Source organism: Pseudomonas syringae (genome assembly GCF_021606685.1).
Taxonomy (GTDB): Bacteria; Pseudomonadota; Gammaproteobacteria; order Pseudomonadales; family Pseudomonadaceae; genus Aquipseudomonas; species Aquipseudomonas syringae_R.
In genome coordinates this window covers 26731-44202 of sequence record NZ_WKCB01000048.1, presented here as the reverse complement: position 1 = coordinate 44202, position 17472 = coordinate 26731, and the positions used below count along the sequence as shown (strand labels likewise).

Genomic DNA, 17472 nt, shown 5'->3' with positions numbered 1-17472 from the left:
ATCAGCCATTACATCTGGTGGCTGACACACCGCCATCGGGAGCAAGCCCCCTCCCACATTTGAGATTCATTGTGGCTATTTGCGCGGTTTGATCCGGGCCGTTGGCTCGGCAATCAACGGATCATCCGGCCAGTAATGCTTGGGGTATCTGCCCTTCAGATCCTTCTTCACTTCGGCGTAGGTACTGCGCCAGAAATTCGCCAGATCCTGCGTCACCTGCACTGGCCGTCGCGCCGGGGACAGCAGGTGCAGCTTCACCACCTGACGCCCGCCGGCAATGCGCGGGGTGTCTGCCAGCCCGAACAATTCCTGCAAACGCACCGCCAGAATCGGCGGCTGTTCGCTGTAGTCCAAACGCACCGACGATCCCGAGGGCACTTTCACTTGCTGCGGCGCGAGTTCGTCGAGGCGCTGGGGCAGCGGCCACGGCAGCAGGTTGTGCAGGAAGCTGGAAATATCCAGGTGGGCAAAGTGGCTCAGCCGCGAGACTTTGCCCAGATAAGGCATCAGCCAGTGTTCGAGGCTGGCCAGCAACGCCTTATCGCTGATATCGGGCCACTCGCTGGTTTTGCCGGCGTCTAGTTGACGCAACAGCATCACGCGGGCCTGCCATTGGCGCAGCTCGGGCGTCCAGGGCAGCAGCTCCAGGCCTTTGCGCCGCACCAGGTTGACCAGCGCCTGGCTGCGTGCAGCCTCATCGAGGCCGGTGAGGGGCTCGCGGCTCAGCACCAACTCACCGACTTTGCGCTGGCGCTCGGCGCGCAGCACGCCTTCGCGTTCGTCCCAATCCAGCTGGTCGACAGTGCGCACCTGCTCGGCGAGCACGCTATCAAACAGCGCCGGGTCAAAATCCGCTGCCAGGTAGATGCGTTCTTCACGCTGGCCCTGGCGGCTGCCGAGGTCGGCGATCACCAGCCAAGGCTGCTTCATCAGGCTGTCGGCCTCGGCGAACAGCGCCGCGCGGCCATTGGCCAAACGGTATTCGGCGCCACCGGGGCGCCGTTGCTGGGCGACGCGGTCCGGGTAGGCCAGCGCCAGCAAGGCGCCGAGCCAGCGCGGGTGGTCGGGGTCGGCCACCGGCTGGGTGGCCTTGCCTCTTAAATAGCCCCGGTATTGCCGCGCCAACTGCTTGGCCCGTTGCACGCCGCCCTGGGTGCCGCGTGCGCGCTCTTCGCCGGACAGCAGCGCCAGGCGACTGTGCAAATCCGCGCCGCCGCCGCGCAAGATATCGCGCTCACCCAACAAGGCAGCAACGTCACACGCGGTGGCCGCCAGCCCAAGGTCCTGCCCGCGCAGCAGCAAATGGGCGATGCGTGGATGGGCCGGCAACTCGGCCATCTTCTGGCCGTGGGCGGTGAGTTTTTCATCATTCAGGGCATCGAGCCGCACCAGCAGATCCTGGGCCTGGGCATAGGCGGCCGTGGGCGGTACATCCAGCCAAACAAGCTGAGTGGGCGTGACACCCCAGCGCGCCAACTGCAAGGCTAAACCTGCGAGGTCGGCGGCGAGGATTTCCGCACTGCCATACGCAGCCAGGCCTTCATGCTGGTCCTCGGACCACAACCGATAACACACCCCCGGTTCCAGCCGCCCTGCACGGCCGGCGCGCTGGGTCGCGCTGGCGCGGGAGATGCGTTGAGTGTCAAGGCGGGTCATGCCGCTGCCGGGGTCGAAGCGCGGCACCCGCGCCAGCCCGGCGTCGATCACCACGCGCACGCCATTGATGGTCAGGCTGGTTTCGGCGATGTTGGTGGCCAATACCACTTTGCGTTTACCGGCGGGCGCCGGGTCGATGGCGGCGCGCTGGGCATTGAGGTCCAGTTCGCCATGCAGCGGGCACAGCAACACGTCACCGCGATCACCCAGGGCGTCAGCCAGTTGCTGGTTTACCCGACGAATCTCGGCTTGCCCGGGTAGGAAAACCAGCACGCTGCCGGTCTCATCCTGCAGGGCTTCAAGGAGGGTCTGCACCACGCGCGGCTCGATAAATTCGCCAGGCTGGTAAGGCCGACCCCAGCGCATCTGCACCGGGAACATGCGCCCTTGGCTGCGCAGGATCGGCGCGTCGTCCAGCAGCGCAGCCAGGCGCTCGCCTTCGAGGGTGGCCGACATCAGCAGGATTTTCAGCGGCTGCTCGTCGCGAAACAGCTCGCGGCCGTTGAGGCTCAGGGCCAGCGCCAGGTCGGCGTCGAGGCTACGCTCGTGAAATTCATCGAAGATCAGCAGGCCCACGCCGTCCAGCGCCGGGTCGTCTTGCAGGCGGCGGGTGAGGATGCCTTCGGTGACCACTTCGATACGGGTGTTGGGCCCGACTTTGCTGTCCAGGCGGATGCGATAACCGACGGTTTCACCGACCTTCTCCCCCAACTCGCTGGCCAGCTGCTCGGCGGCTGCGCGGGCGGCCAGGCGGCGGGGTTCGAGCATCAGGATGGTCTGCCCGGCCAGCCAAGGCTCATTCAATAAAGCCAAGGGTACGCGGGTAGTTTTACCGGCGCCGGGCGGTGCCTCCAGCACGGCCTCATGGCGAATCGCCAAGGCGTCACGCAGGGCGGGTAAAACATCATCGATCGGCAACAAATTCATACTGGCTCCAAAGCAGAGCGGCGAGTATAACGGCGAACTGCCGGATGCCGGTGACGGTCTCAAAAACGCCACTCGGTCCGCTTGGGAACACGGTTAAATGTGGGAGCAAGCCCCCTCCCACATTTGAACATCGGCGTCTGGCAGATTTGGCATATAGTCACTTTTCAACGCGTTCAGGAGATTTTTCATGCGTATTGCTTCCCGTGTCATCGGCGGTGTTCTGGCCGTCACCCTGCTGAGCCAACTGACCGCCTGTGGGTCGATTTTCTACCCGGACCGCCGTGGCCAGATCGACGGCAAGATCGACCCGACCATTGCCGTGCTCGACGCCATCGGCCTGTTGTTTTATGTGATCCCTGGCCTGATCGCGTTCGGCGTGGACTTCGCCACCGGCGCCATCTACTTCGAACCGGGCAAGACCGCACAGGTCGCGCCAGAGAAGCTGCAAGAAGCCATCGGCGCCGACGGCAAGGTCGACAACGCCAAGCTGCAAACCATCATCCAGAAAGAAACCGGCCGCACCCTGCCCCTGGACGACCCGCGCATGATCCAGTTCAAGGGCAGCGTGCAACAACTCGCGTCCCTGGGCCTGCAACCCGCCGCCTAAGGACTGCCCATGACCAGCAGTCCCGAACACGCAAGGCTCCTGCGCCTGGCCACCCGCGCCTCTGTCGGCGTGGCCTGTGTGCTGATTGTCACCAAAGCCATCGCCTGGTGGCTCAGTGGCTCGGTGAGCATGCTCGCCGGGTTGACCGACTCGCTGCTGGACGGCGTGACGTCGCTGCTCAATTTGCTGGCGGTGCATTACGCCCTGCGTCCAGCCGATGACGATCATCGCTATGGCCATGGCAAGGCGGAATCGCTGTCGGGCATGGCCCAGGCGTTGTTCATCGGCGGCAGTGCGGTGTTGATTGCGTTCCAGGCCTACGAGCGCCTGCAAAACCCGGAGCCAGTGGGCGCGCCGTGGTTGAGCATTGGCGTGATCGTGTTTTCCCTGGTGCTGACCGTGGCGCTGCTGATGCTGCAGCACCGGGTTGTGCGCGAAACCGGCTCCAACGCGGTGCGGGCGGACTCGCTGCACTATCGCTCCGACTTGATGCTCAACGGCAGCATCCTGGTGGCGCTGGTGTTGGCAGGCCTGGGCTTCCATCAGGTGGACGCCTGGTTCGGCCTGGGGATTGCCGCCTACATTTTGTGGAGCGCGATCCAGATCGCCCGGGAAAGCTTTGCGGTGTTGATGGATGAGGAACTGCCGGCAGAGGTCAGCCAACATATGCTGGAACTGGCCCGTGGCGTACCCGGGGTGCTGGGCGCGCATGATTTGCGCACGCGGATTTCTGGCAGCCACTGGTTTGTGCAACTGCACCTGGAGCTGCCGGGGGAGCTGACGCTGTCAGTGGCCCACGGCATCAGCGACCAGGCCGCCCATGCGATTCATCAAGCCTACCCGCGTGCCGAAGTGCTGGTGCACGCCTACCCGCAGGAAGTGGTCACAGGCACCAAGGCCTAGTACTGCACCTGGTAACCCCGACTGCTCAGGCAGTTGCCCTGGGCCTGGCGGTAGGTTTGCACCACCGCAGGGTCAGGGGCGTAGGTAACGGCCTGCGGGTCGAAGCCGCTTTGCTGCACCGCCCAGCGATAACAGTCGTAACCGTCCTGCTGCACCTGGGCCGGTGATTGGCCATTGGCGGGGTAGGCCACTACGTCATAACCATTGCCCTGCGGCGCGGGCTGCGGCGCTGGCACTTGTGTCGGCGGCTGCACCACCACGTACTGCTGGGAGCTGCTTTCGTAGGTGTAGTAAGAGCCTGCCGCGAGGAAGAACAACGCACTGCCGACCCAGACTTCCCGCGCATAGTCCGGCAGGTATTGCACGCGGATGCCATACGGCGGCCGAACCACGACATAGCGTGGACCTTGCGGGCGGTACCAGTAGCCACCGGAGAAGAAATAATCCTGGCCACGGTAGGGCACGCGGTAATTGCGGTCGGGGAAACGGTCGATGGTGTAACCGGGACGGTATTGCGGGCCTGGGCCCCAGCCATTGCCATGTCCGTCCGGACGGCCCGGCCAACGGTTGTCGCCTGGGTGGTTGTTATAGCCGCCATTATTGCCTGGACGTGAGCCGGGGCCGCCGGCTTCCCAATGCGGGTTGCCGTCGTTGCGGCGAGGTATGTCACGGTAGTAGCCCTGACGTGGCTCCTGGGTCTGGCGCACGGTATCCGGGCGACCCTGGATCGGCAGGTTGTTCGACGGTTGCGCTTGGGGCTGCTGCACTGGCCGCGCTTGCTCATTACCCTGCGGGCGAGCTTGCCACTGGCCACCACCGTTCTGGCCGCCGCGATCGAAATGCTGATTCTGTGGGCGAGGCTGATTGTGTTCCGTGCGCGCCGGGTTGTTTTCTGGCCGTGGCTGGTTGTTCTCCGGGCGCGGCGCGTTGTTTTGCGGTCGAGGCGCGTTGTTCTGCGGACGCGCTTGCTGCCCGCCCTGCTCGCCTCGTTCATGCTGACCGCCGCCTTCAGGGCGCGGTGCGTTATCACGTTCGTCAGCCATCACGTGTGTGCCGACGCCAACCATCAGCAAACCTACACCTGCCATACGCCAGATGCGCTTCATGCTATTCCTCACTGCGGATAAGGGCCTAGAACGCCCGGCCTCATAGATGAGACTGGAAATGCCTCGCCCGGTTCTGAGACAGGTTACCAGCCACGATAACTATTTTTTTAAGTAAACACGCGCGCAAAGAAAAAGGGGTGACCCGTCGGCCACCCCTTGAGATTTTCGTCCTGGCTCAACGCTTTTGGCGTTGGCTCACCTCACGCCGTCTTGTGGACAGTGTGCAGCCTGGAGGCCAACTCAACCCTGCTGGGGTGGCGGCCGCAGCGGGCCTGATTGGGCGAGCTGCTTTGGACTGTTGTCCAGGCGGTGATTCTGTTGATAACGATACCCGCCAGCACCCGACAGATGATTGCGAAGATTGCGTCAATAAACAGTGCTTGCGCAATTTTTAACCCTTCATAGATAATTCACCGCAATAGTTACGACAAAGGCCAACCCAATGAGCAAGCTTGACCGATACGACCTGAGTATTTTGGCGGAATTGCAGCGCGACGCGAGGATTTCCAACCAGGAGTTGGCCGAGCGTATCGGCCTGTCGCCGTCGCCCTGCTCACGCCGGGTCAAGCAACTGGAAGACGACGGCTACATCGCGCGCCAGGTCGCCCTGCTCGACCGCAAAATGCTCGGCCTGAGCCTCACAGCCTATGTGCTGATCGGCATGGACCGGCACACCCCGGAGCGTTTCGAGAATTTCGAAGCGGCCATCCGCACCCTGCCCCAGGTGCTGGAGTGCAGCTTGGTGACCGGGATGGACGCCGATTATCAGTTGAAAGTCGTGGTGCCGGACATGGACCACTACCAAAAGCTGCTGCTGGGGCATTTGACCCGTATTGAAGGCGTGACCAGCGTGCGGTCGAGTTTTGTGCTGAACCAAGTGCTGAACAGCACCGAACTGCCGCTGACTCACCTGCGTACTTAAGATCACTGCATATCAAATGTGGGAGGGGGCTTGCCCCCGATGGCAGTGGGTCAGCTACAGATAAGCTGGCTGATACACCGCAATCGGGGGCAAGTCGAATCGTCGCACCGCCCCTCCCACATTTATGATTGTGCTTCGACCCAGGTCAATGTTGCGTCTGTAACAACGCCGTATACTGCTCGCTTGTCTTGTTGGAATACCCCATGAACAACATCGACCCCGCCCTGTTTGAAGAATGGATGATGACCGGCCTGGTCACCATTCTGATCATCTTCATGGGCTTTATCGTCTGGGACCTGGCGAAAAAATCCAAGGCCGGGCGCTTTGGCTCGTTCATCCTGTTTTTCGTGCTGGGGCTGGGCGTGGCCGCGTTCATCATCAAGAGTGTGGTGATCGGCCTGATCGAGTCCGGCGCTCTATAGGCGCGCCGGCACTTCCTTCCACTGGCCTTGGTCGAGGCCCTCGATAGACCAGTCGCCAATGCGCACGCGCACCAGGCGCAAGGTCGGCAAGCCTACCGCGGCGGTCATGCGCCGTACCTGACGGTTACGCCCTTCGCGAATCACCAACTCCAGCCAGTGGGTCGGCACGCTTTTGCGAAACCGCACCGGCGGGTTGCGCGGCCATAGTTCGGGCTCGTCCAACTGCCGCGCTTCGGCGGGCAGGGTCATGCCGTCGTTAAGCTCCACGCCCTCGCGCAAGCGTTGCAGCTGCGCTTCAGTCGGTTCGCCTTCCACTTGCACCCAGTAGGTTTTCGCCAGTTTGTGCTTGGGGTCGGCAATCCGCGCCTGCAACTGGCCATCATTGGTCAGCAGCAACAAGCCTTCGCTGTCACGGTCCAGACGGCCGGCAGGGTAGATGCCGGGGATGTCGATAAAATCCTTGAGGGTCGCCCGCCCGCCTTCGTCGCTGAACTGGGTCAGCACGTCGAAAGGCTTGTTGAACAGGATCAGCTTGGGCTCGGCCGGCGGCGCCTTGGCCACGCGACGCGCTGCAGAGTACGGGGGTTTCACGCCAGGGCGGCGCGAATCGGGACGGGTGGCACGGGACATGGCAAAGGAACATCTAACGGTCAGGACCGACAATGCTAGTGGCCTGACCGTTAAATGACCATCCCAACCGCTTAGCGGAACGGCGGCTCGTCGAAACTGCGCAGTTTGCGCGAGTGCAGCGAGTTGAGTTCGGTGCGCAGCAAATCCACCGCCTCGATGCCGATCTTCAAGTGCTGGCTGACCGCACGCTCATAAAACGCGTTGGCCGAACCGGGCAATTTGATCTCGCTGTGCAGCGGCTTGTCCGACACGCACAGCAAGGTGCCATACGGTACGCGTAAACGGTAACCCTGGGCGGCGATGGTGCCGCTTTCCATGTCCACCGCCACAGCGCGGGACAGGTTGATCAACGGGCGTTCCTGGGCCCAGCGCAGCTCCCAGTTGCGGTCGTCGTAGGTCAGCACAGTGCCGGTGCGCAGACGTTTTTTCAGCTCTTCGCCTTTTTCGCCGGTGACGTTGGCCGCCGCTTGCTGCAAGGCCATCTGCACTTCAGCCAGGGCCGGGATCGGAATGTTCGGCGGCACCACGCGGTCGAGAATCCCGTCGCGGCGCATATAGGCGTGGGCCAATACGTAATCACCGATGGTCTGGGATTGGCGCAGGCCGCCGCAGTGGCCGATCATCAGCCAGCAATGCGGACGCAGCACGGCCAGGTGGTCGGTGATGTTCTTGGCGTTGGACGGGCCGACGCCGATGTTCACCAGGGTCACGCCGTGGCCGTCGCTGGCCTGCAGGTGATAGGCCGGCATCTGATAGCGATGCCACACCACACCGGCAGCAATCGCCGATGCTTCGCCGTGGTCCATGCTCTTGTCGATGACGACGTTGCCCGGCAGCACCATGCGGATGAAGCGCGGGTCACTGCGCAGTTGCTCCAGGCCATGCAGGATGAACTGGTCGACGTAGCGGTGGTAGTTGGTCAGCAGGATCCACGGCTGCACATGGCGCCAGTCGCTGCCGGTGTAGTGCACCAGGCGGCGCAGGGAAAAGTCCACGCGGGCCGCATCAAACAGCGCCAAAGGCAGCGGATCGGTGTTTTCCCAGTCGTACAGGCCATCGGCGATACCATCGGTGGCGGCCGACAGGTCGGTGCTCGGGAACACACGGGCCAGGGTCGCGGCCGTCACGCCGGAACCGGCCAGCTCGTCGCCCTGCTCCACCACGTACGGGTAAGGGATGTTCTGTTGGCTGACGCCCACTTCGACCGTCACGGTGAAGTCGTGCATCAGCGGCACCAGCTGTTCCAGCAGGTACTTACGGAACGCCGCAGGATGGGTGACGGTAACGCTGTAGGTCCCTGGCAACTGAACCTTGGCGTACGCCCGGGTAGTCTGTGGGACTTCGCCGTGGCAGTGGTAGGTCAGGCGCAGCTCCGGGTAGCGAAACAGCGCGCGTTGTTCGGCGTCGGGTTCGACGCGGTCCTTGAGGTACTGCTTGAGGGCCTGGTTGAGCGCGCCGGTAGCACGCTCATGCAGAGCCGCCAGCCGATCCACGGCTTCTTCAGCGGTTTGAACGACAACAAAAGCTTCGGTCACGGTAAGCATCCTGTGTTCTGACTTGCAGGCCTTTATCTTGCCTGTATCGCGGCCGCACTGAAACACCGGTGTTGGAATGCGGTAAATGTGGGAGGGGGCTTGCCCCCGATGGCTGAGTGTCAGTCACCAGATGTATTGGCTGACACACCGCTATCGGGGGCAAGCCCCCTCCCACATTTGACTGTATTTATTCAGGGGAATGGGGGTGTAGATCGCAGGACAATCGCCTCAACATCCACGCCGCGCGGCAAGGTGCCGTAAACCCGGCCGGACGACTCGCCCAGGCGGCTGGCAATGAAACCATCACTGACTGACGCATTCCCCGCCTCCAGCAGCAGCTTGGCTTGCAACGCCACGGCAATTTCCTCGGTCAACTGGCGTGCGCGGTATTGGATGTCCTGGGTGTCCATAAAGGCCGCTTTCAACTGCTCGATATGCCGCGCCAACAGCTTGTCGCCGTGCCCATCGCCCAGCTCGACGAACAGCGCTTCCAACACGCCTGGCTCCTTGGACAGTGCGCGCAGCACATCCAGGCATTGCACGTTGCCGGAACCTTCCCACGTCGAATTCACCGGTGCCTCACGGTACAGGCGCGGCAGAATGCTGTCCTCTACATAGCCGGCGCCACCCATGCATTCGGCGGCCTCGTTGATCATGGCCGGGGCGCGCTTGCAGATCCAATACTTGCCCACCGCCGTCACCAACCGCGCGAACTTGGCTTCCTGCTCATCGCCCAGGTGGTCCAGCGCACGGCCCATGCGCATGCTCAGGGCCAGCGAGGCTTCGCTTTCCAGGGCCAGGTCGGCGAGCACGTTTTGCATCAAGGGTTGCTCGGCGAGCACGCGCCCGCCCACCAGGCGATGGGCACAATGATGACTTGCCTGGGTCAGCGCCTGGCGCATCAGCGCGCTGGAGCCGACCATGCAATCAAAGCGGGTCATGGCGACCATCTCGATGATGGTCGGCACGCCACGGCCCTCTTCGCCGATCATCCAGGCCAGGGCGCCGCGAAACTCGACTTCGCTGGACGCGTTGGAGCAGTTGCCGAGTTTGTTCTTGAGGCGCTGGATATAGAACTCGTTGCGCGTGTCGTCCGGGCGGTGCCGGGGCAGCAGGAAACAGGTCAGGCCCTTGTCAGTGTGAGCCAAGGTCAGGAAACCGTCGCACATCGGCGCCGAGCAGAACCACTTGTGGCCCACCAGCTCATAGGCTTGCCCCGGGCCACCGGCGCCCACCGGGTAAGCACGCGTGGTGTTGGCACGCACGTCGGTGCCGCCTTGTTTCTCGGTCATGGCCATGCCAATGGTGGCGCCGGCCTTATGGGCGATACCGACGTTACGCGGGTCGTATTGAGTGCTGAGGATTTTCGGTAGCCAGGTGCTCGCCAAGTCAGGCTGCAGGCGCAAGGCCGGGACGCAGGCGAAGGTCATGGTCAGCGGGCAACCCGTGCCGGCTTCAGCCTGGCTGTGCAGGTAGGTCATGGCTGCGCGGGCCACGTGCGCGCCGGGCTGCGGATGGGCCCATGGCAGTGACGGCAAACCATGCTCGACAGCCGTGCGCATCAACGCGTGGTAGGCGGGGTGAAACTCCACCAGGTCGATGCGATGCCCATAGCGGTCATGGCTGCTGAACACCGGTTTGTTCTGGTTCGCCAGGAACCCGGCCTCCATCAACGGCCCACCGGCCAGTGCGCCATAGGCATCGATGCGCGCCTCTGCCCAACCGGCGCCCAAGCGGCGCGACCAGTCTTGCAGGGGCAGGTCGATGCGGTACAGGTTGGCGCCATCCAGCGAGGGCGGCTGATTGGTGACGTCGTGGGTTTCGGCGAATTGATGCAGGTTCATGAAGGGCCTCCTGAAAAGGCCACGGTCAAATGAGGCCTGAATTTCAGTTAAGCACCCTCACCGGCCTTAAAGAAGTGGCATACCCGCCGAATGCTCGGCGCTTTCGCCCTCTGCCAGCCCGAGCAAACGACGTTCCAACACCGCCTCCAAGGCCTCGAAACGCACGGGTTTGACCAGCCACTCGGAGGGCCCTACGCCGTGGCAGTGCTCACGCTCCGACACATTCAGTGACGCACTCAGGGCAATTACCGGCAACTCCGCACAGCCAGGCAGTGCACGAATCTGACAACACAATGAGAAACCGCCTTCCGGAACATCCAACAATACGGCGTCGAAACTTCCTCCCTGCAAGGCCGCCAACGCTGCCGGGCCGCTGTCGACGGTTTTCACGCGGTAGCCAAGCTTGAGCAACATGCCGCGCACCACCAGTTGGCCGACGCTGTTGTCATCCACCAGCAAGACCGCGCACTCCTGCGGTGCACGCTGCCGATTGAGCGCCTGCCTGGACTCGAACGGCGCGGGGCTGACTTTCAGTTCCAACTGGAAGCGGCTGCCCTTGCGGGGTTCGGAATGATGGGTGAGGCGCCCGCCCAGCAACTCGATCAATTGGCGGCAGATCGCCAGGCCGATGCCCAGGCCACCGTATTCGCGGGTGGTCGAGCCGTCGAGCTGGAAGAAGCGTTGGTACAGGGTGGCCTCGTCGAGGTAGGCAAAGCCGATACCGGTGTCGGTGACGATAAAACTCAGGCGCACGCCGCCGTCGCTGTGGGGCACACCCACCACGCGCAGGCGCACGGCCCCTTCGTGGGTAAACTTGAAGGCATTGTCCAGCAGGCAATCCAGGCATTGCAGCAGCTTATCGACGTCGCCGACCACCCGGTCCGGCAATTCGTCCGCGACGTCTATGGAAAACGCCAGGCCCTTGCTCTGGGCGCTGACGCTGAACTGCTGACGCAAGGTGTCGAGCGTGCCACGCAGGCTGAATGCCTGGGGCTGGGCACTGAGGCGCCCGGCTTGCAGCTCGGTGAGGGTGAGAATGCCGTTGACCATGCGCATCATGTCCCGGGCCGACCCGGCGGCGGTTTGCTGGTACTGCGCGAGGTCAGTGTCCAGAGGCACGGTTTGCATCAGCTCGAGGGAGCCGATCACCCCGTTCATGGGCGTGCGCAACTCGTGGGTCAGGGTGGCGAGGAACTCATCCTTGAGCCGGTTACTGCGCGCCAGTTGCTGGTTGAGCACTTCAAGCTTCTGGCTCGCGTCGAAGAGGATCTGCGCCTGTTGCTCGCGCATGGAGTTGATGCGGTCAGCCAAGGCCAGGGACAGCAGCGCCACTTCGATGGCCGAACCGATCTGGCTGGCGTACATGGTGAGGAACACGTTGGGCAGGTAGCCCAGCACCATCAGCGTATTCACCACCCCGCCCAGCAAAAATGCCGACCAGGCAATAATGAAATAGCGTGCCATGCGCTGGCCGCAGTACCAGGCCTTGATGGCGGCGACAAAGATAGTCACGGTGAACACCAGCGCCAGGCCGGTGGCCAGCCGCAGCGCCAGGGCGTAACTGGTCATCAGCGACAGCAGCATCACCACTGCGCCACACCCCACCAGCGCCAGCAGCAGGCGGTTGATCCAGCGACTGTGTTGCGCCGTGTGCAAAAAGCTGCGCGCGAACAGGCTGCCAAACAGCGCCGCCGAACCGATCAGGAACGGCACCGCCGCATTCGCCCACCACGGGTCGTTCGGCCAGAAAAATTCCACCGCCACGCCATTGACCGACAACTGGTACAGACCGAATGAGGCGATATACAGGATGTAATACAGATAGCTGGTGTCGCGCACGCTCAGGTAGATGAACAGGTTGTAGACCAGCATCCCCAGCAATACGCCATAAATGGCGCCGAGCACGTACAGGCGCAGCGGCTGCTGCTCCAGGTACGCGGTGCCGGCCCACAGCGTCAACGGTGCTTGGATCGAGCCTTGGCTTTGCAGGCGCAGGTACACGGTTTGCTGCTGATCCGGCACAAAATTGAGCTTGAACAGGTAATTGCTCTGGCTCACATCACGGCTGGAAAAAGGCAATGCGCTGCCGGTGCGGCTGGTTAGACGATAGGTGCCGCTGCCATCACGCTGGTACAGATCCAGATGGTTGAGCGGAGGGTAGGCCAGCTCCAAAAACCAGGTGCGCGGTGCCCGGACATCTTTGGCGGTGTAATGCAGGTCGACCTTGAGCCAGAACACCGAGCGCGAATAGCCGGCATTGAGGGTGTCTTTATCGTGGGGTTTGAACCTGGCAGCGGCAGATGGCGCGCTGACATCAGCAATTGTGAGGGTGTCGGTCGGGTCTTCGAGCACTTGCATGGCTCGGCCCAGCGGCAGGCTGCGCGTGTTCTGGTTGAACTCGATGGCGCTGGCGAGCATGGGCAGCCCGCACAACAATAAAATCAGCAAATAGCGCATAGAGCCCCAGCGTGGCCTGTCCGGTCATGTCAAAAAAGCCCCCCATTCCTTTTGAGAAGACGTACACCGGCGGTACAGTAAGTTGTTTGGATCCACTTTAGCATAGCCGCTAGAGGCCATTGGACACCATTGAATTAATTTTTTGAAAGGCTCTAGAACGAGGCTTTCAGGACCTTTCAGGGCCAGGCCAAACGCCAAAAAAACGGCGTAATCGAGGCAAAATTCAAGCATCGTCAGACGGCCACGCAAAAAGCGTTTGGTGGTAAGCTCGCGCACCATGAATATCTACAGCTCTCGCCCCGTTGTCCTCTGTCTCTCCGGCCATGATCCCAGTGGTGGCGCCGGCTTGCAGGCAGATATCGAAGCCCTGCTCGCCCAAGGCTGTCATGCGGCTCCGGCCGTCACCGCGCTGACCGTGCAGAACACCGTCAATGTCAGCGATTTCCGCGTGCTCGACCGCGAGTGGGTACTGGCCCAAGCCAATGCCGTGCTCAGCGACTCACCAGTGGCGGCGGTGAAGCTGGGCATGCTCGGTTCCACGGCGATGGTCGACACCGTGGTCGAGTTGCTGCAGGCGCACCCGCATCTGCCGGTGGTCTGCGACCCGGTGCTGCGCGCTGGCGGCGGGGGCAGCCTGGGCAAGGACGAAGTCGGCTATGCCATGCGCGAACGGCTGTTGCCGCTGTCGCTGATTGCCACGCCGAACCTGCCTGAAGCGCGCATCCTGGCCGAACTGCCGCAAGGCACCGCGGACCAATGCGCCGAGAAGCTGCTGCCGTATATCAAGCACCTGTTGATCACCGGCGGCCATGGCGATGAGCATGAAGTGCACAACCGCCTGTACAGCCGCGACGGCACGCAGCAGACCTTTACCTGCCAACGCCTGCCCGGCAGCTATCACGGCTCGGGCTGCACACTGGCCAGCGCACTGGCCGGTCGGATCGCCCAGGGCGAAGGCCTGGTCAGCGCCGTGCAATCGGCACTCAACTACACTTGGCGCACCCTGCGTGACGCCGAACAACTCGGCCAGGGTCAGTTCGTACCGCGCCGCTTGCCGCTGGATTTCTGCTCTTAACAGCACGAGGCCTGCCTGATGAAACTACGTGGCCTTTACGCCATCACCGACAGTCAATTGTTGGCCGGCAAATTCCTCGCCTACGTCGAAGCGGCGTTGGACGGTGGCGTGACCCTGCTGCAGTACCGCGACAAAAGCACCGACGAAGCCCGGCGCCTGCGTGAAGCGGAAAAACTGCGCGAACTGTGCTCGCGCTACAACACCCAGCTGATCATCAACGATGACGCCGAACTGGCCGCGCGCCTGGGCGTCGGCGTACACCTGGGCCAGACCGACGGCCCGCTGACCCCGGCCCGCGCGTTGCTGGGGTCCAAGGCCATTATCGGCGCCACCTGCCACAGCCAGATCGAACTGGCCGAGCAGGCCGCCAAGGAAGGCGCCAGTTACGTCGCCTTTGGCCGCTTCTTCAATTCCACTACCAAGCCGGGCGCCCCGGCGGCCACCGTTGAAATGCTGGCCCAAGCGCGCCAGCGCCTGCACCTGCCGATCTGCGTGATCGGCGGCGTTACCCTGGAGAACGCCGCCCCCCTGGTGGCCCACGGTGCCGACCTGCTGGCGGTGGTGCACGGCCTGTTCGGTGCCGACAGCACCCAGGAAGTCACGCGCCGCGCCCGCGCCTTCAACGAACTCCTCAAGTCTTGAATTCAGAGAGCCCGATCATGTCCCGTTCCGAAACCCTGTTTGCCAATGCCCAGAAACACATCCCCGGCGGTGTGAACTCCCCCGTGCGTGCGTTCAAGAGCGTGGGCGGCACGCCGTTGTTCTTCAAGCACGCCGAGGGCGCCTACGTCACCGACGAAGATGACAAGCGCTACGTCGACTATGTGGGTTCCTGGGGGCCGATGATCCTCGGCCACAGCCACCCGGACGTGCTCGATGCCGTGCGCCAGCAACTGCAACACGGTTTGTCCTACGGCGCGCCGACCGCCATGGAAACCGAGATGGCCGACCTGGTGTGTTCGATCGTGCCGTCGATGGAGATGGTGCGCATGGTCAGCTCAGGCACCGAAGCCACCATGAGCGCCATTCGCCTGGCCCGTGGCTTCACTGGCCGCGACAGCATCATCAAATTCGAAGGCTGCTACCACGGCCACTCCGACAGCCTGCTGGTAAAGGCCGGCTCCGGCGCGCTGACCCAGGGCGTACCCAGCTCGGCCGGTGTGCCGGCGGCGTTCGCCAAGCACACCCTGACCCTGCCGTTCAACGACATCGCCGCCGTCGAGCAGATGCTCAGTGAAGTGGGCCAGGACGTGGCGTGCATCATCGTCGAGCCGGTCGCCGGCAACATGAACTGCGTACCGCCAGCCCCGGGTTTTCTCGAAGGCCTGCGCGAGCAGTGCGACAAACACGGCGTGGTGCTGATTTTCGACGAAGTGATGACCGGTTTCCGCGTGGCCCTCGGCGGCGCCCAGGCGCATTACGGCGTCACGCCAGACCTGAGCACCTTCGGCAAGATCATCGGCGGCGGCATGCCGGTGGGCTGCTTCGGCGGCAAGCGCGAAATCATGCAACACATCGCGCCATTGGGCCCGGTGTACCAGGCCGGTACCCTGTCGGGCAACCCGCTGGCCATGGCCGCCGGCCTGACCACCCTGCGCCTGATCAGCCGCCCGGGCTTCCATGCCGAGCTGACTGACTACACCACCCGCCTGCTGGACGGCCTGCAACAGCGCGCCGACGCGGCTGGCATCCCGTTTGTAACCACGCAAGCGGGCGGCATGTTCGGCCTGTATTTCAGCGGCGCCGACGACATCGTCACCTTTGATGACGTGATGGGCAGCGATGCCGATCTGTTCAAGCGCTTCTTCCACCTGATGCTGGAAGGCGGCGTGTACCTGGCGCCAAGCGCCTTTGAAGCCGGCTTCACCTCGATCGCCCATGGCGAGGCCGAGCTGCAACTGACCCTGGATGCCGCCGAACGCGCGTTCGCAGCCCTGAAATAAACCGCAGAAAAATCGGACACCGCTTGGGCGGTGCCCGATTTGCGGTTTTCCTTACAGAGATTTCCTTGCTTTTAAGAGAATTTACCTGCAATCCGGCAGATAACTTGCCCAACCAGCAGAAAAACGAGTAAAGACTTTGTAAGCAGAGGCCTGCTTATTTCATAATGCGCGCTTATTGGATCCCTTGAGGGTCCGCGTGCCCCGTCAGAGGTAAGTCGATTCCCATGAAACGCACCGGCCGCACCCTGGTTCTGGGCTGCCTGTTGCTCCTTCAGCCGCTGCTGGCACATGCACAAGCAGGCGGCAACTCGTTGTTAATCCCAGCGATGGGTCGTTGCACCCTCAATACCCAGCCAGACAGCCAGGCCGAAGCGCTGAGCGCGTGCCAGAAACAGGCCGACGGCGGGGATGCGCAAGCGCAATACGAGTTGGGCGAGTACTTCCACGACAGCAACAACCCCGCCCGTGACCTCAACAAAGCCTTGAGCTACTTCGAGAAAGCCTCGTTGCAGGGTCACGCCCAGGCGCAATTCCAGCTGGGCACCATGTTCTTCCATGGCGAAGGCGTGCCGGCCAATAACGTTCAGGCCTACATCGTGCTGAAAATGGCCGCAGTCAACGGCGCTGAAGACGCGCTGGACACCGCCGACGAAGTCGCCGAGCACATGCAGCGCGATGAACTGGAAGTGGCTACCCAGGTGCTGGGCCAGATTTTCCGCAATTACCTGCAGGAATTGCAGAGTGCCGACGGGCGCTCGCCCTTCTCACCCCTGCCTTAACTCTTCTGTAAAGCCCGCCTGTGTACCCAGCGGGCTAATGTGCCCAGCGGACTAATGTGGCGAGCGGGCTTATGTGGCGAGCGGGCTTGCCCGCGTTGGGCTGCGCAGCAGCCCCAGTAACGCAATAGCGTTCTTTCAGACAGGCCGCAGTGGCAGCCTCAAGGGCCGCTTCGCAGCCCAACGCGGGCAAGCCCGCTCGCCACATAACCCCGCTCGTCCCAGGTCCCAGGTCACAGGTCACGGGTCACAGGTGAGGCGTATTACTTCTCAGGCATCGGCATCGGAAACGGCATGACATTGCTCACGCCCCGCGCCTCGCTGATCTTGGGTGTGCCCAAGCGCTCGACTTCATCGATGCGCACAATCGAATGCATCGGCACAAAACTGCGCACCACGCCTTCGAACTGCGCCTTGAGCTTTTCTTCGCCCGGGTCGACGACCAGCTGCGTGCGCTCGCCAAAGACGAACTCTTCCACTTCCAGGAAGCCCCACAGATCACTTTGATAGATCTGCTTGGCGTACATTTCGAACACCTGGCCCTGGTTAAGGAAAATCACCTTATAGATTGGAGCTTCACGTTTGGTCATGGTGGGCGAAACACATCGGGGATATAAAAGAGGGCGCGAACTATAGCATGGCACCCGATGCACAACGCTAGGAACCAAT

Annotated in this window: 15 protein-coding genes; 8 read left to right on the top strand and 7 right to left on the bottom strand. The window is 62.7% G+C overall.

The window, feature by feature from the left end:
• Positions 1-75: 75 nt before the first annotated feature.
• On the bottom strand, positions 76-2583 hold the full coding sequence (gene hrpB / locus GIW02_RS18215; protein ID WP_236421964.1) for an ATP-dependent helicase HrpB: 2508 nt from the start codon (positions 2581-2583) through the stop codon (positions 76-78).
• A gap of 187 nt (positions 2584-2770) precedes the next feature.
• On the opposite strand from hrpB, the gene GIW02_RS18210 reads away from it, so the two are divergent.
• Together GIW02_RS18210 and GIW02_RS18205 are read left to right on the top strand one after the other, a co-directional pair.
• Positions 2771-3190 (top strand): polyribonucleotide nucleotidyltransferase, encoded by a 420-nt coding sequence (locus GIW02_RS18210; RefSeq protein ID WP_236413451.1) that lies wholly within the window; start codon positions 2771-2773, stop codon positions 3188-3190.
• Between the two features lie 9 nt (positions 3191-3199).
• Entirely contained in the window at positions 3200-4093 is an 894-nt protein-coding gene (locus GIW02_RS18205) for a cation diffusion facilitator family transporter (protein WP_236413437.1), read from the top strand.
• Here GIW02_RS18205 and GIW02_RS18200 read toward each other — a convergent pair.
• Complete coding sequence (locus GIW02_RS18200; protein WP_236413435.1) at positions 4090-5199, bottom strand: DUF6515 family protein; 1110 nt, start codon at positions 5197-5199, stop codon at positions 4090-4092. The genes GIW02_RS18205 and GIW02_RS18200 overlap by 4 nt on opposite strands.
• Before the next feature lie 442 nt (positions 5200-5641).
• Between GIW02_RS18200 and GIW02_RS18195 the strand changes: the two genes are divergently transcribed.
• Together GIW02_RS18195 and GIW02_RS18190 are read left to right on the top strand one after the other, a co-directional pair.
• Positions 5642-6121 carry an Lrp/AsnC family transcriptional regulator gene (locus GIW02_RS18195; protein WP_003194418.1) on the top strand — a complete coding sequence of 160 codons (480 nt, stop codon included), beginning with the start codon at positions 5642-5644 and terminating at the stop codon, positions 6119-6121.
• Between the two features lie 212 nt (positions 6122-6333).
• The gene (locus tag GIW02_RS18190) at positions 6334-6543 is read left to right on the top strand and encodes a DUF2788 domain-containing protein (RefSeq protein ID WP_025999909.1); all 210 of its coding nucleotides are present in this window, start codon (positions 6334-6336) and stop codon (positions 6541-6543) included.
• Here GIW02_RS18190 and GIW02_RS18185 read toward each other — a convergent pair.
• From GIW02_RS18185 to GIW02_RS18170, 4 genes are all read right to left on the bottom strand, one after another.
• Positions 6538-7104 carry a pseudouridine synthase gene (locus tag GIW02_RS18185; RefSeq protein WP_236413455.1) on the bottom strand — a complete coding sequence of 189 codons (567 nt, stop codon included), beginning with the start codon at positions 7102-7104 and terminating at the stop codon, positions 6538-6540. The two genes, GIW02_RS18190 and GIW02_RS18185, sit on opposite strands and share 6 nt — an antisense overlap.
• A 140-nt stretch (positions 7105-7244) precedes the next feature.
• Positions 7245-8717, bottom strand: a complete 1473-nt coding sequence (gene amn / locus GIW02_RS18180) for an AMP nucleosidase (protein WP_163821460.1) — start codon at positions 8715-8717, stop codon at positions 7245-7247.
• Positions 8718-8899: 182 nt separating this feature from the next.
• Positions 8900-10552, bottom strand: a complete 1653-nt coding sequence (locus GIW02_RS18175) for an acyl-CoA dehydrogenase family protein (RefSeq protein ID WP_236413433.1) — start codon at positions 10550-10552, stop codon at positions 8900-8902.
• A 66-nt stretch (positions 10553-10618) separates the two neighbouring features.
• Complete coding sequence (locus GIW02_RS18170; RefSeq protein WP_236413431.1) at positions 10619-13009, bottom strand: hybrid sensor histidine kinase/response regulator; 2391 nt, start codon at positions 13007-13009, stop codon at positions 10619-10621.
• A 277-nt stretch (positions 13010-13286) separates the two neighbouring features.
• Here GIW02_RS18170 and GIW02_RS18165 point away from each other — a divergent pair, with 277 nt between their 5' ends.
• The 4 genes from GIW02_RS18165 (at position 13287) to GIW02_RS18150 (ending at position 16806) form a co-directional block, all read left to right on the top strand.
• Positions 13287-14084 carry a hydroxymethylpyrimidine/phosphomethylpyrimidine kinase gene (locus GIW02_RS18165; RefSeq protein WP_236413424.1) on the top strand — a complete coding sequence of 266 codons (798 nt, stop codon included), beginning with the start codon at positions 13287-13289 and terminating at the stop codon, positions 14082-14084.
• An 18-nt stretch (positions 14085-14102) separates the two neighbouring features.
• On the top strand, positions 14103-14726 hold the full coding sequence (gene thiE / locus GIW02_RS18160; protein WP_236413422.1) for a thiamine phosphate synthase: 624 nt from the start codon (positions 14103-14105) through the stop codon (positions 14724-14726).
• Positions 14727-14743: 17 nt separating this feature from the next.
• Positions 14744-16027, top strand: coding sequence for a glutamate-1-semialdehyde 2,1-aminomutase (gene hemL, locus GIW02_RS18155; protein ID WP_236413420.1), 1284 nt, complete (start codon positions 14744-14746; stop codon positions 16025-16027).
• 224 nt (positions 16028-16251) lie between these two features.
• Positions 16252-16806 (top strand): tetratricopeptide repeat protein, encoded by a 555-nt coding sequence (locus GIW02_RS18150; protein WP_236413418.1) that lies wholly within the window; start codon positions 16252-16254, stop codon positions 16804-16806.
• Positions 16807-17066: 260 nt separating this feature from the next.
• On the opposite strand, the gene GIW02_RS18145 is transcribed toward GIW02_RS18150, so the two are convergent.
• On the bottom strand, positions 17067-17393 hold the full coding sequence (locus tag GIW02_RS18145; RefSeq protein ID WP_003236992.1) for a DUF1820 family protein: 327 nt from the start codon (positions 17391-17393) through the stop codon (positions 17067-17069).
• Positions 17394-17472 lie beyond the last annotated feature (79 nt).